The sequence below is a fragment of the Gilliamella sp. B3367 genome (assembly GCF_026536825.1).
GTDB lineage: Bacteria > Pseudomonadota > Gammaproteobacteria > Enterobacterales > Orbaceae > Gilliamella > Gilliamella apicola_E.
The window spans coordinates 425,753-446,175 of the sequence record NZ_JAFNNJ010000001.1 but is presented as its reverse complement, the minus strand read 5'-3'; the positions used below and the strand labels follow the sequence as shown (position 1 = coordinate 446,175).

The 20,423-nt window shown below is 36.0% G+C and carries 18 protein-coding genes; 14 read left to right on the top strand and 4 right to left on the bottom strand.

The genetic code is table 11. From position 1 onward, the window contains the following. Positions 1-527: 527 nt before the first annotated feature. A complete protein-coding gene (gene mltB, locus J3U23_RS01975; RefSeq protein WP_267330153.1) occupies positions 528-1,601 on the bottom strand; it encodes a lytic murein transglycosylase B in 1,074 nt (357 codons plus the stop codon). Between the two features lie 54 nt (positions 1,602-1,655). Then, on the bottom strand, positions 1,656-2,657 hold the full coding sequence (locus J3U23_RS01970; RefSeq protein WP_065562123.1) for a 2-hydroxyacid dehydrogenase: 1,002 nt from the start codon (positions 2,655-2,657) through the stop codon (positions 1,656-1,658). A 236-nt stretch (positions 2,658-2,893) separates the two neighbouring features. Between J3U23_RS01970 and J3U23_RS01965 the strand changes: the two genes are divergently transcribed. From J3U23_RS01965 to J3U23_RS01900, 14 genes are all read left to right on the top strand, one after another. Then, on the top strand, positions 2,894-4,159 hold the full coding sequence (locus J3U23_RS01965) for an AmpG family muropeptide MFS transporter (RefSeq protein WP_267331264.1): 1,266 nt from the start codon (positions 2,894-2,896) through the stop codon (positions 4,157-4,159). An 8-nt stretch (positions 4,160-4,167) separates the two neighbouring features. After that, positions 4,168-4,821 carry an NAD(P)H-dependent oxidoreductase gene (locus J3U23_RS01960; protein WP_267338285.1) on the top strand — a complete coding sequence of 218 codons (654 nt, stop codon included), beginning with the start codon at positions 4,168-4,170 and terminating at the stop codon, positions 4,819-4,821. A gap of 521 nt (positions 4,822-5,342) precedes the next feature. Beyond that, positions 5,343-6,302, top strand: coding sequence for a thioredoxin-disulfide reductase (gene trxB / locus J3U23_RS01955; protein ID WP_065734348.1), 960 nt, complete (start codon positions 5,343-5,345; stop codon positions 6,300-6,302). Next, complete coding sequence (cydD, locus tag J3U23_RS01950; RefSeq protein WP_267338284.1) at positions 6,293-8,026, top strand: heme ABC transporter permease/ATP-binding protein CydD; 1,734 nt, start codon at positions 6,293-6,295, stop codon at positions 8,024-8,026. Before trxB ends, cydD begins: the two co-directional genes overlap by 10 nt. Continuing rightward, the gene (gene cydC / locus J3U23_RS01945; RefSeq protein WP_267338283.1) at positions 8,020-9,645 is read left to right on the top strand and encodes a heme ABC transporter ATP-binding protein/permease CydC; all 1,626 of its coding nucleotides are present in this window, start codon (positions 8,020-8,022) and stop codon (positions 9,643-9,645) included. The genes cydD and cydC overlap by 7 nt, the downstream gene beginning before the upstream one ends. A 157-nt stretch (positions 9,646-9,802) precedes the next feature. Continuing rightward, complete coding sequence (gene rsfS / locus J3U23_RS01940; protein ID WP_065734345.1) at positions 9,803-10,120, top strand: ribosome silencing factor; 318 nt, start codon at positions 9,803-9,805, stop codon at positions 10,118-10,120. 4 nt (positions 10,121-10,124) lie between these two features. Then, positions 10,125-10,595: a 23S rRNA (pseudouridine(1915)-N(3))-methyltransferase RlmH gene (gene rlmH, locus J3U23_RS01935; protein WP_220225000.1), complete on the top strand. Its 471-nt coding sequence runs from the start codon at positions 10,125-10,127 to the stop codon at positions 10,593-10,595. A gap of 13 nt (positions 10,596-10,608) precedes the next feature. Beyond that, positions 10,609-11,067: an rRNA maturation RNase YbeY gene (ybeY, locus tag J3U23_RS01930; protein ID WP_065562131.1), complete on the top strand. Its 459-nt coding sequence runs from the start codon at positions 10,609-10,611 to the stop codon at positions 11,065-11,067. A gap of 77 nt (positions 11,068-11,144) precedes the next feature. Continuing rightward, the gene (gene corC / locus J3U23_RS01925) at positions 11,145-12,011 is read left to right on the top strand and encodes a CNNM family magnesium/cobalt transport protein CorC (protein ID WP_065734343.1); all 867 of its coding nucleotides are present in this window, start codon (positions 11,145-11,147) and stop codon (positions 12,009-12,011) included. A gap of 10 nt (positions 12,012-12,021) precedes the next feature. Continuing rightward, complete coding sequence (lnt, locus tag J3U23_RS01920) at positions 12,022-13,545, top strand: apolipoprotein N-acyltransferase (protein ID WP_267338282.1); 1,524 nt, start codon at positions 12,022-12,024, stop codon at positions 13,543-13,545. 226 nt (positions 13,546-13,771) lie between these two features. Beyond that, positions 13,772-14,680, top strand: a complete 909-nt coding sequence (locus J3U23_RS01915; protein WP_065562134.1) for a glutamate/aspartate ABC transporter substrate-binding protein — start codon at positions 13,772-13,774, stop codon at positions 14,678-14,680. 81 nt (positions 14,681-14,761) lie between these two features. Further along, entirely contained in the window at positions 14,762-15,496 is a 735-nt protein-coding gene (locus J3U23_RS01910; RefSeq protein WP_065734340.1) for an amino acid ABC transporter permease, read from the top strand. A 1-nt stretch (position 15,497) separates the two neighbouring features. Continuing rightward, positions 15,498-16,199 (top strand): ABC transporter permease subunit, encoded by a 702-nt coding sequence (locus J3U23_RS01905; RefSeq protein ID WP_065562136.1) that lies wholly within the window; start codon positions 15,498-15,500, stop codon positions 16,197-16,199. Then, on the top strand, positions 16,196-16,921 hold the full coding sequence (locus J3U23_RS01900) for an amino acid ABC transporter ATP-binding protein (protein WP_065562137.1): 726 nt from the start codon (positions 16,196-16,198) through the stop codon (positions 16,919-16,921). Before J3U23_RS01905 ends, J3U23_RS01900 begins: the two co-directional genes overlap by 4 nt. Before the next feature lie 49 nt (positions 16,922-16,970). On the opposite strand, the gene recD is transcribed toward J3U23_RS01900, so the two are convergent. Together recD and J3U23_RS01890 are read right to left on the bottom strand one after the other, a co-directional pair. Next, positions 16,971-18,821 carry an exodeoxyribonuclease V subunit alpha gene (recD, locus tag J3U23_RS01895; protein WP_267338281.1) on the bottom strand — a complete coding sequence of 617 codons (1,851 nt, stop codon included), beginning with the start codon at positions 18,819-18,821 and terminating at the stop codon, positions 16,971-16,973. Positions 18,822-18,845: 24 nt separating this feature from the next. Continuing rightward, the gene (locus J3U23_RS01890) at positions 18,846-20,423 is read right to left on the bottom strand and encodes a mucoidy inhibitor MuiA family protein (RefSeq protein WP_267338280.1); all 1,578 of its coding nucleotides are present in this window, start codon (positions 20,421-20,423) and stop codon (positions 18,846-18,848) included.

Below are 20,423 nucleotides of genomic sequence, written 5' to 3'. Positions count from 1 at the left end.
CTTTTTTTCGCTCATTTACGTTAACTTTTGTAAATAGGATCTAAAATGGATCTAAATTATAATTGATTATCTGTTGTTTTAATTAAGTATACCATCATTACAAATCTTTAAAATTAGAGCGATTGATCCTCGAAAATTTTATTTTAAGGCTTTGAATTAGAAATTTAGTGATTTTGATATTTTAATAATTTTTTAAGTAAAATTTAAAACTTCAAAAACCCCACTCCTCAACTTTTTTGGTGGGAAAAAGGGTTTCTAAAAAGCGTCATAGTTTAAAGCGGAATTACTTATTTGAGACAATATTTCAAAAAAAATTTTTGAACCCCAAAAACCCAGCTCCTCAACTTTTTTTGATGGAAAAACAGGGTTACTAAAAAGCGCCACAGTTAAAGCGGAATTATTTGTTTGGGACAATATTTCAAAACAGAATTTAGAACCCCAAAAACCCCGTTCCTCAACTTTTTAGAGAGTTTATTAGGATTAATAAAAAAGGTCGCAACTGCGACCTTTTGCTTTTAAGGTTAATTTTATCTAGCTTGTTTAACGGCTAATCCCAATTGCCATACTGCCATTGCATAATGTGTGCTATGGTTGTAGCGGGTGATGACGTAGAAGTTAGGTAGTCCATACCAAAATTGGTAATTATCACCCATGTCTAAACGTAATAAGCTGACTTCTTTATGACCGTCGATTGAGCTTTTTGGTTTTAATCCTGCTTTAGCTAGATGTTCAATCGTATATTTGGTGCTAAAGCCTGTATCGAGTTCGATCGCTTGACCATCAGCAACCACTGCGACTTTTTTGTTTCGTTGCCAGCCGTGAGCTTTGAAATAGTTTGCTACACTGCCGATTGCATCAACCGGATCCCATAAGTCGGTATGACCGTCATGGTTGAAGTCGATAGCATGATTTCTAAAGGCTGATGGCATAAATTGTCCGTAGCCCATTGCTCCTGCAAATGATCCATTTAAATCAAACGGATCAACACCTTCATCACGACACATAATTAAGAAGTCTTCAAGTTCCTTAGCAAAGTATTGTGATCGTCTTGGGTAATAAAATGCTAGGGTTGATAATGCGTCGATAATTTTGGTTTTGCCCATTACTCTTCCCCACCCGGTTTCAACGCCTATAATTCCGACGATAATTTCAGGTGGTACACCGTACTCTTTGTAAGCACGTTGTAGATCTTTGTCATATTTATTCCAAAATTCGACACCTTTAGGTAAGTTACCTGGGGTGATGAATTTATTTTTATAACGAATCCATGCGCCATTAGGTACGTTTGACGTTCCTGATTTTGGCGCTTGTTTGTCCATTAAACCAATAACCCAATCAAGTTTGTTGGTTTGTTCTAAAACATTGCGAAGTTGTTGGCGATTAAAGCCATGTTTATTTACCATCATTGTGATAAATTTTTCTTTATCGACCGATAAAGGGGCACTATTGGCTTTTGGTTCTTCGTGTTGTTTTTCTAGATAAACGCCACCCTTTACATTCGAATGTCCTCGATGCTGCTGCATTGGCGATTTCGATGATCCCCCACTCGAACAAGCAGTGAGCCATAAAACCATCATGACACAAATAACGATACGTTGCATAAATCATCCATATTCATTTAGTTAAAAAACGGCGACATATTAAATTATTTATTGTTATTTAACAATATTTTGACACTCTTTCCCTGCTGCTATTTGCGCTATATTATTTAAGGTTGTGTCAGAGATATTTAATAGTGCTTCTTGGGTTAAAAACGCTTGATGACCAGTAAAAATCACGTTATGGCAGGCTGATAATCGACGGAATACGTCATCTAATATGACATCATTAGATTTATCTTCGAAAAATAGGTCTCGTTCGTTTTCATAAACATCCATACCTAGTGCACCGATTTTGGTCTGTTTTAACGCTTCGATTGCAGCGGTTGCATCCAATAAACCACCTCGGCTTGTGTTGATAATCATCACACCATTTTTCATTTTGTTGAATGACTCTTTATTTAGTAGATGATAATTTTCAGGAGACATTGGGCAATGTAAGGTGATAACATCTGATTTGGCATAGAGTTCGTCTAATTGAACATATTGTGCACCTAATTCAACAGCAATATCATTTGGATAAGGATCATAAGCAAGGATATTCATGCCAAATCCTTTTAAGATGCGGATCACTGCTTGGCCAATTTTACCCGTTCCAATCACACCTGCTGTACGATTATGCATGTTAAAACCGGTTAAGCCGTCTAACGAGAAGTTAGCGTCGCGAGTACGTTGGTAAGCTTTGTGGGTTCTGCGGTTTAGTGTCATCATCAATGCAACCGCATGTTCAGCCACCGCTTCAGGAGAATAAGCTGGCACACGAACAACGGTGATCCCTAATTTTTTTGCTTCATCGAGATCAACATTATCAAAACCCGCACAGCGTAATGCTAAAATTTTAATACCATAATGGGCTAATTTTTGTAGAACTAATTTATCAACTTCGTCGTTAACAAATACACAAACAGCATCATAACCTTGCGCGGTGACAACCGTTTTATGGCTTAATTTATGCTCATAATATTCGATATCAAAACCAAAGTGTTTGTTGGCGATTTCGAGATGTTCTTTGTCGTAATGCTTACTGCTAAAAACAGCGACTTTGACTGTTTCTTTCATACTGCAATCCCCCTTATAGGCGTTTAATTAATGCATCTTTTAAGTTTTAATGATGATTGAAACGCATTGTTTACTTGATATTTTTTTGGCGAATGTTGATTAAATGCTTACTTTTGAAAGTTGAGTTAAAAATTAACCTGTATAGTAAAACGCTTTATGTTAGCTTTAGCAATTATTTTTTTTATTAATATGCTATGATAGCACTTTGCTATATAACTGACCGATAATGTTAACTAATGAATAAAAAACAAGTTTCTCTTCTTAGGACTATCTTTTCCACTAAAATGCTTATTTGTATTTTTACTGGTTTGGCTTCCGGTCTTCCTTTTTATTTGTTAATTCAACTTTTACCTGCTTGGTTAACCAGTGAAGGGCTGAATATAAAAGCTATTGGTGCATTTTCATTAACTCAACTGCCCTATATTTTTAAATTTGTTTGGGCGCCATTTATGGACAATATTTCACTGTTTGGGATGGGGCGTCGACGGGGATGGATGTTTCTGTCGCAAATAGTATTGCTCTTTTTTATTGCAATATTGGGGTGTTTTTCACCGACTCTAAATATTTGGATTATTGCTACACTCTGTTTCATTATTGCGCTGTTTTCAGCCACGCAAGATATCGCTTTAGATGCATTTCGCCAAGAAATTCTTTCTGATACTGAACTTGGATTAGGGAACAGTATTCATATTAACGTTTATCGTCTTGCCAGTTTGGTGCCCGGTTCATTATCGCTAATCTTATCTCATTTTTTACCTTGGAGTAGCGTTTTTATGGTCACGGCGCTATTTATGTTGCCCGTGATAATTATTACCTTGTTGATAAAAGAGCCAATTAATAAACCAATACCAAAATCCCATAATTTTGAAGATATTATTATCAATCCTTTTTTAGAATTTATTAAAAGAAAAGGCGTTAAATCTGCGATGATCATTTTGGCCTTTATATTTTTATATAAGTTAGGTGATAGCATGGCAACATCGTTAGCGACTACTTTTTATATGAAAATGGGATTCAGCCTACCAGACATTGGTTTGATCGCTAAAAATGCGCAATTATGGCCAGGGATATTAGGCGGGATTATGGGCGGCATTTTGATGATAAAAATAGGGATTAATCGGGCTTTATGGTACTTTGGTTTTGTTCAAGTCTTTTCTATTTTAGGTTTTGCCTGGTTATCAATTGAAGGCCCTTTTAATGATATTGGTGTCAGTGAAAAAATAATGTTAGCGATAGTGATCAGTGTTGAATCCTTGGGGGTTGGTCTTGGTTCGGCAGCTTTTGTTGCTTTTATAGCCAAAACCACGAATCCATTATATACTGCAACACAGTTTGCGTTATTTAGCAGCATCGCTTCTATTCCTCGAACATTGATTAATTCAACAACAGGAATTATGGTTGAATATTTAGGATGGACCAACTTTTTTGGTTTATGTACGCTATTAGCAATACCCGGCATGGTGTTACTATTGAAAGTGGCACCATGGAATAAGAAATCTTAGGAGACATTATGGACAAACTATCGTTAGCTTTGGAGTTTAGACATGCTTGTAAACGGTTTGATGAATCAAAAAAGATTAGTCATAGCGATGTTGAAATTATTTTAGACGCGGGTCGTTTATCGCCTTCTTCGTTTGGTTTTGAGCCTTGGCATTTTGTCGTTGTCGATAATGCAGATATCAAAGCTGAATTGCGTGCTGCTTGTTATGACCAAGAACAAGTTACTAGCTGTTCACATTTTGTGATTTTACTTTACCGTAAAGCGAATAATTTTACTTTGCAAAGTCCATATTTACGTCAAGCTATAGGAAGAACATTGCCAGATCAGAACGATCAAACGGCAATTGATAAAGCTAGCCAAGATTTTCTTAACTATATTGCTTATGGTTTACGAGAAGGTTTAAATGCTGATAGCTGGTCAGAAATGCAAGGTTATATTGCTGCTGCAAATATGATGACCACAGCGGCTTATCATGGTATAGATTCTTGTGCGCTTGGCGGATTCCAATATGATAAGGTGATTAATATTTTAGAAAAATATATTCCAACATTTAGTCGTGAGGTATTTGGTGTTGGGCTGTGTTTAGCATTTGGTTATCGTATTGATGAGCAACCACCTCATATTCGTTGGTCACTTGAAGATGTCACCACTTTCTTATCTTAATTGCTATTAGTCTTATGTCGCCAACTGGCGGCATTAACTCTTTTTTTAACAATTATTCAGACGTGTTATTAAGCGCTTGCGCATCTGCTAATAGTGAATCTAAAATAAATTCAACACCCAATAATATAGTTGCGATTTTTGGATCGTTAATATTCTGCTGAGTTGAGTTTAAAATTTCTTTTACCCACGTAATTTTAGCTGATTACATTTCCATTTTTTTGAATGGTGGCTTGTCGTATTTCGAGTGAAGGCGTTATCGCCTAATGATTAAAACAGTAATAATTAATTATTAAAACTTATAAAAACTTTAGATAAATAAAATCAATTTGTTAAAAACATAAATTAATTTAACAATTTGAAAATATAAGGAAAAATAACGTTACTCCGTGTTATTTATCACCTTCACCTATTGCTGTAATAAACATTTTTTTTACAAGAAAATAGTTGATAATGTTAGACTTATCATCTATAAATTGCGCTAATCATATTTTATTTAGCCAGAATAATAGGAAGGATACAAAATGAAAACCAAACATGCCCGTTTATTAATTTTAGGGTCTGGCCCTGCTGGCTATACCGCAGCGGTTTATGCCGCGCGAGCAAATCTCTCTCCAGTATTAATAACTGGTACTCAACAAGGTGGACAGCTAACCACCACGACCGAGATCGAAAACTGGCCAGCGGCAAATCCAGAATTAACGGGTCCTGAACTTATGGTGAAAATGCAACAACATGCCGAACGATTTGATACCGAAATTATTATCGATCATATCGATAGCGTTGATTTTAGCCAAAAGCCATTCAAACTATTTGGTAGCGATACGGAATATAGTTGTGATGCGTTAATCATTGCAACTGGTGCCTCCGCACAATATCTCGGGTTGCCTTCTGAAGAAGCTTTTAAAAGTAAAGGTGTGTCAGCCTGTGCTACATGTGACGGTTTCTTTTATCGTAATCAGAAAGTGGCTGTTGTCGGTGGCGGTAATACTGCTATTGAAGAGACCCTTTATTTGGCTAATATTGCCAGTGAAGTCCATTTAATCCACCGTCGCGATAGTTTTAGGGCTGAAAAAATCTTAATGAATCGTTTAGCTGAAAAAGTGCAAGAAGGTAAAGTCATTTTGCATACTCATCAAATCGTCGATGAAATTCTTGGCGATAATATGGGCGTAACGGGTGTAAGATTACGAAGTACTATCGATTCTGATCTAACCGAAGAGTTATCAGTAATGGGGGTATTTATTGCTATTGGTCATAAACCCAATACTGCAATTTTTGAAGGCCAACTTGAACTTGATAATGGTTATATCAAGGTGAAATCAGGTACTGAAGGTAATGCAACACAAACTAGCGTAGAAGGAATTTTTGCTGCGGGCGATGTTATGGATCATATTTATCGACAAGCCATTACCTCGGCAGGAACAGGCTGTATGGCTGCCTTAGATGCTGAACATTATTTAGATAAATTAAAATGTCACTAGATAAAAAACGTCAAAATTATTTACTTAGCTGGTTAAAACAGCACACAAAAATGCATAAACCAGATTTGCGTGCTTCAGTTTTATTTGGTTTTTTGTTGAGTCTATTAATGATCGGCCAAGCTGCTTTATTGGCGATTATTTTGCAGAAGTTGATCATCGATCAGACTCCTTTTACCACCGTTTTCCCTTATTTTTTATCTTTAGTTGTCATCCTATTGGCGCGTGGCTTGCTTATTTACTTCCGTGAAAAGATTAACTTTGCTTTAGGCCAAAAAATCCGCCAACAAATTCGGCAAAAAATTATCGATCAGTTTGAATTGTTCGGCCCTGCATATTTAAGTCAAAGTACTACAGGAGCTTGGAGTACCTTAGTTATTGAGCAGGTCGATAATTTGCATGATTTTTTTGCTCGCTATTTACCGCAAATGCGCCTGGCAAGTATGGTGCCGATATTAATTTGTATTGCTATTTTCCCTTTTAACTGGGCCGCGGCCGTTATTTTGCTTTGTACTGCTCCGCTAATTCCTATTTTTATGATTTTAGTGGGAATGGGAGCCGCGGATATTAATCGCCGTCATTTTAAAGCACTCTCTTATTTAAGTGGGCACTTTTTAGATCGCCTTAAAGGACTGAGTACTATTCGCTTATTTAATCAAGGCAAACAGCAAACCGAGCAAATTGCCAAGGCGTCTGAAGATTTTCGAATTAAAACGATGCAAGTATTAAAGATGGCGTTTTTGTCATCAGCGGTTTTGGAATTTTTTACGTCGATTTCGATTGCAATTGTGGCGGTCTATTTTGGTTTTTCGTATTTAGGGGAGTTTGATTTTGGTGCTTATAATGGCACAGTCACGTTATTTGCTGGTTTTTTTGCCTTGATTTTAGCACCTGAATATTTTCAACCGCTACGTGATTTGGGCGTCTATTATCATGCCAAAGCAGAAGCCATTGCCGCAGCTGATAATATTGAAACTTTTTTAAATAAAAAATTGCCACTTGATAGCGTTCAGAAAAAAAACGCGTCTAATCAATCATCATCAACCATTCCTTCTGAAATAAATGTTTTAAAAACAATTGAAGCGAAAGATCTTATCGTGTTATCTAACGAAGGGATGCCTATTGTTGGCCCGCTTAGCTTTTCATTACAAGCGCCATTTAAATTAGCGTTAATTGGTACTAGTGGTGAAGGTAAAAGTTCTATAATGCAAGTATTGCTTGGCTTTTTACCTTATCAGGGTTCGCTAAAAATTAATGGGATTGAATTTAATCAGCTTGATTTAGTAAGTTGGCAACATCAAATCAGTTGGATTGGGCAAAATCCTTATTTGATTAATGGTTCGATTCGTGAAAATATTCTACTGGGTAAACCCATGGCGAGCGCCAATGAAATTGACGAGGTTATTGCAAAAGCGCAATTATCTGATGTTATTGCTCAATTACCAGAAGGCGTCGATACCCAAGTTGGTGAAGATGCGGTTAGATTATCAGTCGGACAAGCTCAGCGCATCGCCCTTGCTAGAGCAATGCTGAAACCTTGCCAATTACTGATACTTGATGAACCGACCGCAAGTTTAGATAAGCAAACAGTTCAGCAGTTGGCACCCTATGATATTGCGACAAATAGTATCACTATCACCCATCAACATGATGATATGCATGAATTTGATCAGGTATGGAAATTGTCGAAGGGTCAACTTAACGCCATCAAGGAGAGCTTATGCTAGCGCTATTACGTCCCTATATTGCACTTTATAAGCACTACTTTTGGCAAATTGTTATTGGATTAGGTTTAGCTATTCTTACATTATTTGCCAGTGTTTTTTTACTTTCTTTATCTGGATGGTTTTTAGCTTCTACCGCGGTAGTCGGTGTGGCGGGTTTATATACGTTTAATTATATGTTACCTGCCGCGGGCGTAAGGGCTGCTGCCATTATGCGAACGGCATCCCGTTATGCTGAGCGCTTGGTTGATCACAATACCACCTTTAAAATATTAGCGTATTTAAGAACATTAGCATTTAAAAAGATCCTTCCTTTAAGCGCTAACCAGTTATCCCAATATCAAAAAGCCGATCTTCTTAATCGTTTTATTGTGGATATTGATGCCCTTGATCATCTCTATCTAAAACTCTTTTCACCTATTGTAACGGCACTGGTAATTATTGTGCTCTTGTTTGTCGGATTAAGTTATATCAACTTTCCTATTGCATTAATTATCAGCATGGTACTAACTACTACTCTACTTGCTATACCGGTGATCTTTTATTATGCAGGTAAACAATTAGGCGAAATACTGGCTAAACAGCAAAGTGAGTATCGCGCATTGTTGGTTAATTATCTACAAGGCCAAGCTGAACTGACTTTATTTAATGCGCAAGATCGTTATCGCTCAAAACTCGACAAACTTGAATCAGATTGGCTTTATCATCAACAAAAGCAGTCTACTTTAATGGCTCTCTCGAGTGCTCTTGTGGTATTAATTGCTGGCTTTTTGACTTTGTTAGTGCTTTGGCTTATCACTCAATATACCTTATCGCCTTTAGTTGCCCTATTTGTGTTTGTCAGCCTTGCTAGTAGTGAAATTTTAGCGCCAATCCCTACTGCATTTATCTTTTTAGGGCAAGTATTAGCGTCAGCCAAACGAACAACCGCTTTATTTGATCAAACACCAGATATCCAGTTTGTCGAGCAAGGCAGTTCGATAGATTTGACTACCGCAAAACTGCGGTTTGAAGATGTTTGCTTTAGCTACCCAAATCAACCTTTTGCAGTTTTAAGCCATTTTTCATTAACAGTTGAAGCCGGTAAACATATTGGCTTAATTGGTAAAACCGGTTGTGGCAAATCCACATTACTTAATTTAGTCACGCGCGCGTGGGAACCCACTTCAGGTAATATCTTTATCAACGATATACCGATTAATCAACTTGACGAGCCAACTTTACGTCAGGCGATTGCTGTGGTTCCTCAAGTGATTACTATTTTTAGTGACTCGCTTAGACAAAATTTGTTAATCGGTAATCCAAACGCTTCTGATCAACAGTTAATGGATATTTTACATCAAGTTGGGCTTTCCAAATTGATCTCAACCGATCAGGGTTTAGATTTGCCATTAGGGCAAGGAGGACGATCATTATCAGGTGGTGAAACTCGACGTATCGGTATTGCTCGGGCATTACTACATAATTCACCATTAATGTTGATGGATGAGCCTACCGAAAGTCTTGACCAACAAACTGAACTGCAGATAATTGAACTTATCAAAAACTACGATAAAACTCTGCTGATGGTTACACATAGATTAACGGATAATCCATTGTTTGATCAGGTGGTTGAGTTGTAAGATTTGGGGTGTCAAAAACCCCGTTCCTCAACTTTTTTTATTTTAAAAAGTGCGCTCCTCACATTTTTTGATTTGTACTGATTGAGATGTGCTATTTTCAAGGCGATTTTGAAAAAATATGCTATACTAGCGCTTTATGTATATTAGTAGAGAGTATATTTTGCAACAATCATTACAAGACTTTATTATTGATAAAATTGATGATTTAAAAGGCAAGGATATTGTTACCCTTGATGTGCGTGGTAAGTCAAGTATCACCGACTATATGATTATTTGTACTGGAACTTCAAATCGTCATGTTTCGTCAATTGCAGGGCATCTACTTGATGAAGCTAAAAAGCAAGGACATGTGGTATTAGGCAGTGAAGGCCAAAATGATGCGGATTGGGTAGTCGTTGATATGGATTCGGTGATCGTTCATATAATGCAAGAAGAGAGCCGACAATTATACGAACTCGAGAAGCTTTGGAGTTAGTTACGTGAAACTACAGCTTATTGCTGTTGGCAACAAGATGCCAAATTGGGTAACCACCGCTTTTGATGATTACCAATCTCGATTCCCCAAAGATATGCCTTTAGAACTCATTGAAATCCCCGCAGGAAAACGGACTAAAAATGCCGATATTGCGCGTATTTTAGATAAAGAAGGTGAGCAGATGCTGGCTTCTTGTAGTAAAGGTAATCGCATTGTGACGCTAGATATTCCCGGTAAACCTTATACCACTCATGATTTAGCTAAGCAACTTGAACGTTGGAAAGCAGATGGGCGTGATGTTAGTTTGTTAATTGGTGGACCTGAGGGGCTATCTCCCGCTTGTAAAGCTGCTGCTGAGCAGAGTTGGTCGCTATCACCTTTAACGCTACCACATCCACTAGTTAGAGTGATTGTATCTGAAAGCCTTTACCGTGCTTGGAGTTTAACGGCTAATCATCCTTATCATCGTGAATAGGTTGGGTATTTGAATGAATATTTTAGATTTGCAAATTGCCACCGAGCAGCAAGATAATCTGCCAAGTGAGCAACAAATTATGCAGTGGTTAGAGGTAATTTTACCGCAGTTTGTGGAGAATGCTGAAATCACTATTCGGATTGTCGATAAGGAAGAGAGTCAACACCTTAATCATACTTATCGCAATAAAGATAAGCCAACCAATGTTTTGTCGTTTCCGTTTGAATCGCCAGTTGAAATTGATGTTCCATTACTTGGCGATTTGGTGATTTGTAAGCAAGTGGTTGAAGCTGAAGCAATTGAGCAACATAAGTCGTTAACATCACATTGGGCGCATATGATTGTTCATGGCTGTTTGCATTTATTAGGATATGATCATATCCTTGACGAAGAAGCCGAAGAAATGGAAAATATCGAAATCGATATAATGGCACAGTTAGGATTTGATAATCCTTATTTATTAATTGATTAGATGACTAATTTTTAATAGTCTGTTTAATATAAAATTATAACTCAAAATACATTTGATATATGAAAGGAAGAGAGCAAATGAGTGATGATAATCACCGGAGACCCAAAAAAGGGTTTACATTATGGTTAAGTCAATTATTCAATTCAGAACCAAAAGATAAAGATGAACTTATTGAAGTAATTCGTGAAGCAGAAGAAAACGAACTTATTGATCCAGATACCCTTGATATGATCGAAGGTGTAATGGATATAGCTGATCAGCGCGTTCGCGATATCATGATCCCCCGCTCTCAAATTGTAACAATCAAAGATAATTTTTCCCTTGATGAATGTTTAGATATTATTTCTGAACACGGTCATTCACGCTACCCGGTTATTAGTGAAGATAGAGACCATATTGAGGGAGTACTTTTAGCTAAGGATTTACTTATTTATATTCGACAAGGTGTTAATGATTTTGACTTGAAGAAGATCCTTAGACCGACTGTTGTTGTTCCTGAAAGTAAACGCGTTGATCATATGTTAAAAGAGTTTCGTATGCAGCGCTATCATATGGCGATGGCCATTGATGAGTTTGGTGGCGTTTCAGGTTTAGTGACTATCGAGGATATTTTAGAACTTATTGTTGGCGATATTGAGGATGAATACGATGAGGTTGAAGATCGAGATATTCGTCGTTTATCACCAACTATGTACTCCGTTCGTGCCCTTACGCCAGTTGAAGATTTTAATGAGATCTTTGGCACCTCATTTAGTGATGAGGAGATGGATACTATCGGCGGTTTGGTGATGCAACATTTTGGGCGTTTACCAATTCGTGGCGAGACAATTACTATTGATGGCTATCAATTTAAGGTAACCATTGTTGACCGTAGACGAATTATTCAATTGCATGTCACAATCCCTGAAGATGCAGTTGTTCCTAATTTAGAGCAAAATGCTTAAGCATATTCTATTGAGCCTTTTTTTAGGCGCCATTGCCGTATTTAGTTACGCGCCCTTCCATTTTTGGCCAATTGCCTTTGTGTCTTTTGCTGGGCTTTTATGGTTAGTTGCTGATAAAACAAAAAAGCAAGCTATGCTAGTTGGCTTTAGTTGGGGTGTAGGCTACTTTTTAGCTGGTGTTCACTGGGTTTATATCAGTATTAAACAATATGGCGAAGTGCCAACGTCAGTTGCGATTATTATTTTGGGGCTGTTAGTTAGCTATTTAGCGCTCTATCCAATGCTATTTGCTTGGTTATTGAGAGCCTGTGACCGTTTTGCAACTAAGTGTTCAATAAAACAATTGGTTTTACTGGCACCAATTTTGTGGCAAGTTACCGAATTTTTACGAGGCTATATTTTAACAGGATTCGCTTGGTTAGAATTAGGTTATAGTCAACTTGATAGCCCTTTACGAAATTATTTCCCAATCGTTGGAATTAATGGGGTAACGTTACTCTTTACTATATGCTGTGGATTGGGTGTTTATTATTTGTACCATTTCAAGCAATCAGCCTTTATAAAGCACACATTTGGTGCAATTGTCGCACTATTTGCGATCATTTTTGCACCAATTTCACTCAATTCAATTAATTGGACAACCATTGATCATTCCCGGACAGCTAATTTCAGCTTAATTCAAGGAAATATTTTACAATCACTACGTTGGAGCAGAGAGCAGTTAGATAACACTTTACAAACCTACGCTTCATTAACCGAAAAGAATTTCGGTAAAGATAAAATTATTATTTGGTCAGAAGCCAGTGTTACTGATTACGAGATAAATCAGCAACCTTATTTACAGTTTTTAGATAATGAAGCCAGAGCAAATGGCAGTGAAATTGCAGTTGGTATTATTGATTATCGTATTGGTAATAATGGTTATCAAGCAAATCCAGATATTTATAATACTTTACTCGTTTTAGGTGAACATACCCCATATCAATACCCTACCGCAAATCGATATCAAAAACATCATTTGGTACCTTTTGGCGAGTTTACACCACTCCAATCGTTGTTAGATCCTATTGCAGATATCCTTGATATCCCTATGTCGTCAATGCAAGCGGGAGCAGAAAAGCAACCTCAGCTTACAATGAAGGGATTTAAGTTTACTACTGCAATTTGTTATGAGGTAATTTTATCAAATTTGATGTGGAAGAATTTTGCACCTGATACAGATTTTTTATTGACCGTTTCAAATGATGCTTGGTTTGGTGATAGTATTGGGCCAAAACAACATTTGCAAATGGCGCAAGCTAGAGCGTTAGAGTTTGGTCGACCAATGATTCGTAGTACCAATACCGGCATTACAGCAATTATTGACCATCATGGTTATATTATTGAGCAGTTACCGCAATTTCAAACCAATGTTTTAAATTATACGTTATCTCCAACTGTTGGTTTGACTCCTTATGCTAGATTTGGCGATCTAGCTTATTATCTTATTCTTTCTTTGCTATTTATTTTGGTTTTTGTAAAAAAACGTCGATAATCAATTTTCTGGCATAAATATTGCTTGTATATTATTGAAATTCAAAAAATTGTCTGAGTTAAATTTTTGTGAAAATCTAGATAAACCTAGGTTGTAGCTTGTCCTTTTAATCGATAAATATACAGTAAAAAGTACTTTTATGATGAAAAATAAGTTATAATATACGCCCTTTGTAAAAATATTAAATTTATTTAATATGATACAAATTAAACAGTAGGAGATGAGTATGAACAAAAAGACAAAATTAACCAAATTAGTGTTATCATTAGCAATGCTTGGACTAATGAGTGGTGCCGCTGTTGCTGAAGAATTAAGTGGTACATTAGCCAAAATTAAAGATAGTGGTGTGATTGTTGTTGGTCATCGTGAATCTTCTATTCCATTTTCCTACTATGGTGAAAAACAAGAAGTTATTGGCTATTCACAAGATTATTCTAATTTAATTGTCGATGCAGTTAAAAAAGAGTTGAATATGCCGGATCTTAAAGTTAAATATTTACCGGTTACTTCTAAAACGCGTATTCAATTACTTAATAACTATACTTATGATTTTGAATGCGGTTCAACTACTAACAATCTTGAGCGCCAAAAGACAGTAAGCTTTTCTGATAGCATTTTTATTGTTGGTACTCGATTCTTAGTGAAAGCAGACAGCAATATTAATAGTATCGAAGATTTAAAAGGTAAAAATGTGGTAACTACTGCGGGTACTACCTCTGAAGTCCGATTAAATCAAATTAATAATAAAGATAATTTAGGTATTCGTATTATTACGCCTAAAGATCATGGTGATGCATTTAATGCCCTTGAAACAGGCCGTGCTGCTGCATTTTTAATGGATGATGCACTTTTAGCTGGTGAACGTTCACGCGCTATCAATCCAGCTGAATGGAAAATTGTTGGCGAGCCATTATCTTACGAATCCTATGGTTGTATGTTAAGAAAAGGCGATACCCAATTTAAACAATTGATGGATAAAGCTATTGCTGATGCACAAAAATCTGGTAAAGCATTAGAGTCTTATAACAAATGGTTTACTCAACCAGTTCCACCTAAAGGTGCGAATATGGCTCTTGAAATTTCACCTAAAATGGTTGAGCTTTTTGCAAATCCAAATGATAAAGCATTAGATTAATACTTTTCATATCTTTCTAATCCAATGTACTAAGTGTTTTTGCATTTAGTACATAATCTAATTTAGTGAAATAAATATATTATGAGTTTCAATTGGACACTATTTTTTGAATCCACCCCTTATGGTGATGGAATTTACTTAAACTGGCTTTTTGACGGTATTATCGTTACCGTTTCATTAGCAGTAACAGCTTGGATTATTGCATTCATACTAGGATCACTAGTAGGGATTTGCAGAACTTTAGAAAATAAATTTCTAAATAGCTTTGCTGCCGGTTATATCCAGCTTTTCCGTAATATCCCATTACTTGTTCAGATGTTTTTATGGTATATGCTTTTTCCAGAAATTTTATCTGGTAGCTTAAAAACATGGTTTATTTCTGGCATTTCTCCTAATGTCAGCGCATTTATTACTGCGGCAATCGCTTTAGGTTTGTTTACTTCTGCACGTATTGCAGAACAAGTTAGAACAGGTATTCAAACTCTACCTAAAGGCCAACGTTATGCGGCAATTGCGCTTGGTTTAACCAATCGACAAGCTTATATGTATGTTTTATTACCTAATGCTTATCGTCGTATTATTCCACCATTAACATCTGAAATGACCAACATCATTAAAAACTCATCAGTGGCTTCGACCATTGGGCTTATTGATTTGATCGGTCAAATCGATCGTATTAATGATGCAACTAATAGTATTATTGAAATATTATGTGGCGTTACCATTGCGTTTATGTTGATAAACTATGCTGTGTTAACGATTATGCGTTTTGTTGAAAAACATACACGCTTACCTAATATGAGTCATGGAGGTTAATATGCAAATTTTAAGTTGGATTGCAGATATACCTTCATTGGTTTTAAACAATTATCATTTATTGTTATCTGGATTATGGCTAACAACTAAGATCACCTTTACCGCTGTTGTATTCGGTATTATTTGGGGAACTGTGCTAGCTTTAATGCGTTTATCAAACAATAAAATTTTAAATATTTTTGCTAAATGTTATGTCAATTTATTCCGTTCCATTCCATTACTATTAGTGTTGTTATGGTTCTATTTAGCATTACCACAAGTTATTAAGCATGTATTTAATTTGCCACCATATGCTGATGTTAGGGTTGTTTCAGCAATGATTGCGTTTGCTTTATTTGAAGCAGCCTATTATTCAGAAATCATTCGTGCTGGTATAAATGCCGTTGCTAAAGGTCAGTATCATGCCGCTTATGCGTTGGGTATGACTAAAGGCCAGGCAATGCGTTTGATAATATTACCGCAAGCATTTAGATCAATGGTACCATTGTTATTAACCCAAGGTATTATCTTGTTCCAAGATACATCTTTAGTTTATGTGATGAGTTTAATTGATTTATTTGGTGCAAGTGTGACACAAATTGGTGTCGTTCAAGGTGGCACAGTTAAGTATTCAATGATTATTTTTGCAGCAATAAGTTACTTTATAATTTGTTATACTGCTTCTCGTTTAGTTAATTATTTCAAGAAAGGGATAAGTAGATGATCTCCTTAGAAAATGTATCAAAATGGTACGGAAAATTTCAAGTATTAAAAAACTGTACTACTAAAGTAGGTAAAGGCGAAGTTGTTGTTGTCTGTGGACCATCAGGTTCTGGTAAATCAACATTAATTAAAACCGTTAATGGTTTAGAGCCTATTCAGAAAGGTAAAATTACGATTGATGGTACTGAGATTACTGATCCATCGACTAATTTAGCAAAACTACGTTCTAAAGTGGGTATGGTGTTTCAGCATTTTGAGCTTTTCCCACATCTGACAATTTTGAAGAATCTGACACTAGCTCAAGTTAAAGTGCTTGGCCGATCAAATGAAGAAGCACGTGAAAAAGCCCTTTCTCTTTTAGATCGTGTGGGTTTGTTAGCACATGCCGATAAATTCCCTGCTCAACTTTCAGGTGGACAACAACAACGTGTTGCGATTGCTCGTGCACTTTGTATGGATCCAATTGTTATGTTATTTGATGAACCAACTTCAGCACTTGATCCAGAAATGGTTAACGAAGTGTTAGACGTTATGGTTGAATTAGCCTATGAAGGGATGACAATGATGGTTGTGACCCATGAAATGGGCTTTGCTCGCAAAGTTGCCCATCGCGTTATTTTTATGGATGCCGGTGAGATCATTGAAGATACTTCTAAAGAACAGTTCTTTACTAATCCACAATCTGATCGTGCTAAAGACTTTTTAGCGAAGATCATCCATTAATATATAAAAAGCACCAGCTATTATTAGTTGGTGCTTGCTTATCTTTTCTTTAATTCTTTTGCGAATAATTTGCTATTTGCTCAACTAATCCACTTTCCCGATGTATTTGACTTTTAACCACGCGCTCTAATATTTTGGCATCAGCATAAATGGATACGGACTTTTTCGCCCTAGTGATTGCCGTATAGAGTAGAGAGCGATTAAGTAACGGTGAGAATTCAGTGGGTAGTATTATATTTACATGATCAAATTCAGAACCTTGTGATTTGTGTATTGTCATTGCATAGGCTGTTTCATGTTCAGGTAGTCGATAAGGTGAAAAACCTTTAATGACTCCATCCGAAAATGGAAAATAGACTCGCAGTTTTGAACTATCGTGTTCAGCTGTTAGTGTAATGCCTATATCACCATTGTATAAACCTAACGATGTGCTGTTACGTAAAATCATAACTGGTCGACCGATATACCATTGTTCACGTTGATTTAATTTGATCAATTTATGCTTGGCTAGTAGCAGTTCAATTTGTTTATTTAATCCTTCTACGCCAAATTTTCCTTCACGCACAGCACATAATAAACGGCATTGAGCGAATTTAGCTAAAACTGTAGCGATATCATTATTATCGTGATACCTAATGGCATTTAAGTAATCTTTATAGTGTTCAACACAGTCTTCTAAAAGCGCTTGGTATGTTTGATTTGATGAAAGTTCATAATAACTGACATCTTGTAATGTATTATCAGCAAGTAGCTTTTTAACATTATGATACTGCCCTTCTTTTACTGCATTTGCTAACAATCCAATACCGGATGATTCGTTAAATCGATAACTTTTTTTCAGTAAACAGATGCTATCAGCGATTGTTGTTACAGGTTGATCCGTGATTGGGATGGTATAGCCGGTTAACTTGCTTAGCTCATCAGCTCTTGATTGGCTATACCCATTTGAAATAAAGTGACATAAATCTCCAAAGACCGCTCCTGCCTCAACCGATGAAAGTTGGTCTTTGTCACCTAATAAAATTAATCGGGCAGAAGTTGGTAAGGCTTCAATAATTCTCGCCATCATATTGAGATCAACCATTGAGGCTTCATCAATTACAAGAACATCGATATGTAATTGATTGTTCTTGTTATAACTAAAAGAGCGATTATCAGTCTTTGCGCCCAATAGTCGATGAAGTGTTACCGCTTCGGTTTTAATATTTAATGATTCAAAAGATAGCTGTTCAATTGCTCGCCCTAATGATTCAGTTAATCGTGATGCAGCTTTGCCGGTTGGCGCAGCTGCTACGATTCTTGTTGCTGGGTTGTTTAATACGATTCCAGCTAGAATTTTAGCTACGGTAGTTGTTTTACCTGTTCCCGGTCCACCAGAGATGATGGCAACTTTCCGTGTTAATGCAACAGCAACTGCAATTTTTTGCCAGTCAATACTTGCGCTGTTGTGAGTAAAGAGTTGGTCGAGTATTTTTTTTAAGTCGATACTCGACGTAATATCCAATTGAGTTTGATTGAAATATTGCGCAACAAAACGTTCATCTAACCACATGCGTTGAAAATAGAGTTTGTTTTCAATAAAAACTAAAGGTGCTAGTTGATCTCCAAAACTGACAACATGTTTATTAGACGCTAACTTAAGTACATTAACCCAATCGTCATTCGTCGGTGAATTAAGTTCTGACCAGATTTGTGGTTCAATATTTTCTAATCGAGTAAGATCAAGGCACACGTGCCCTGCTCTTACTTCCATACTTAAGGATAAAACTAAAAAAGCAAAACGTTTAGCAATGACTTCATCTTCACAATCAATTTTATTAACCAAAAATTGAGCCAAATGAAGATCTAATAAACTGATCTGACTATTTTGCTTAAATTGTTCTAACCACGTAATTAACATACTTTATTCTTTGTTTTATTAGGTTTATAAACCATATATATCTCGTTCTTTACCATCTGGATAAGTGATTTTAAAACTTAGATTAAGGTTTTTAGTTTCACTTGGGTTTAAGTTGAATTGCCACGTTAATAATCCGGTTTGTTTGTCATATACTGCGCCATCATATTTGGCATCATCAAGTGTTACCGCTTTATTTAAGATAACAGGTACTTGATCCTTCACAACAATATTTATTGGCAACGCTTTGGTATTTTTGACATCAATAGTATAAGCATATTTTTCTGAAACATCATTACCAAATAGTGTAGGAGTCGAGGTCTCTTTTATATTACGATTTCGAGAAACTAAGATATTTTTATCACGCCCTAATGAAAAATCCAATGAGCCTTTAGTATTTTTGGTTGAAATGATAGTTTCCCCCATAAAATCACCACTGAAAAAGATATTGGCTTTTCCTGATAATAAATTCAGCTTATCCCAATCATTTATTTGCGCTAGTAAGTATACGCTACTATCAAATTTTGGTATTGAAACATATTGGTAATTTGCTTTAACATCTTTAGTTTGTAATGTGATTATGTTACTTTTACTATCATTTTTGATTGTATAAGGTAATTTGATATCAAAATGGGTATTGATACCTAATGTATTAACATTGCCAATTTGACTAGGATTAACCAATTGCGATTTGGCATCGCGTTCATAATAATCTTCTTTATCAGATTTGGAAAAAAATAAACCGCTTTTTTCATTATAAACGTCAATATACCAGGGATTAAAATCTGGTGGAGTAATATCTATGCTCGGATTAGATGTTGATAAACTAAAATCAACATTTTGCCAATCTAAACCCGTGTTTTGGTGGATTTCTGCTTTATATGTTAATTGGAGTGGCGAATTGATATCCGCTACTCGCACATCATAAGCAGGTTCCCAACCTGCTTTAGTTGTGATATATGAAAGCGTGATAGGTAGCGTTATATCTTTGTCAGAAGCAACTTTGACTATAACGGCATTGTGTAATTTTCCATTGTTAGTTTGATTTTCATCTAGTTGTTTTTCATATTCGCTTATCTGCCTGTCTAACTCATCGACTTCTTTTTGTAATCGATTTTGTTCATTTAACGCAGTGGTCAAATTGGTTTTCACAAAATCTAATACATTTTTCATTGCTGTTAAGTCATCAGGACCTTTTTTAGCTAAAGTATCTAAACGGTTACCTTGTAAAAGCATAATTTGTTCATTAACAGCTTTGAGTTCGATTTCTAATGTATCGCGATCTTCTTGTAACTTATTCATTTTTTTAACAGTTAATAGAGTATCTTCACCGTTACGAATATTAGCCAAATAGTTATCACTAAATGATGTAGATAATACTCTGACGTCACTATTATTACCAAAACCTACATTGATTGTATTTGGTTTAACATCATTAGCAATACCAGTTAATACTATTTCACTTTCACCTTTAGTTAATGAAACAGTTGACTGACCTTGTAATTCTGCTCCCTGAATAAATAATGTCACTTTATTTAATTTAACGTTATTATCTGCCAAAGCACTACCTGAAATTAATGCAATTGCTAATGCAATTTTTTTCAT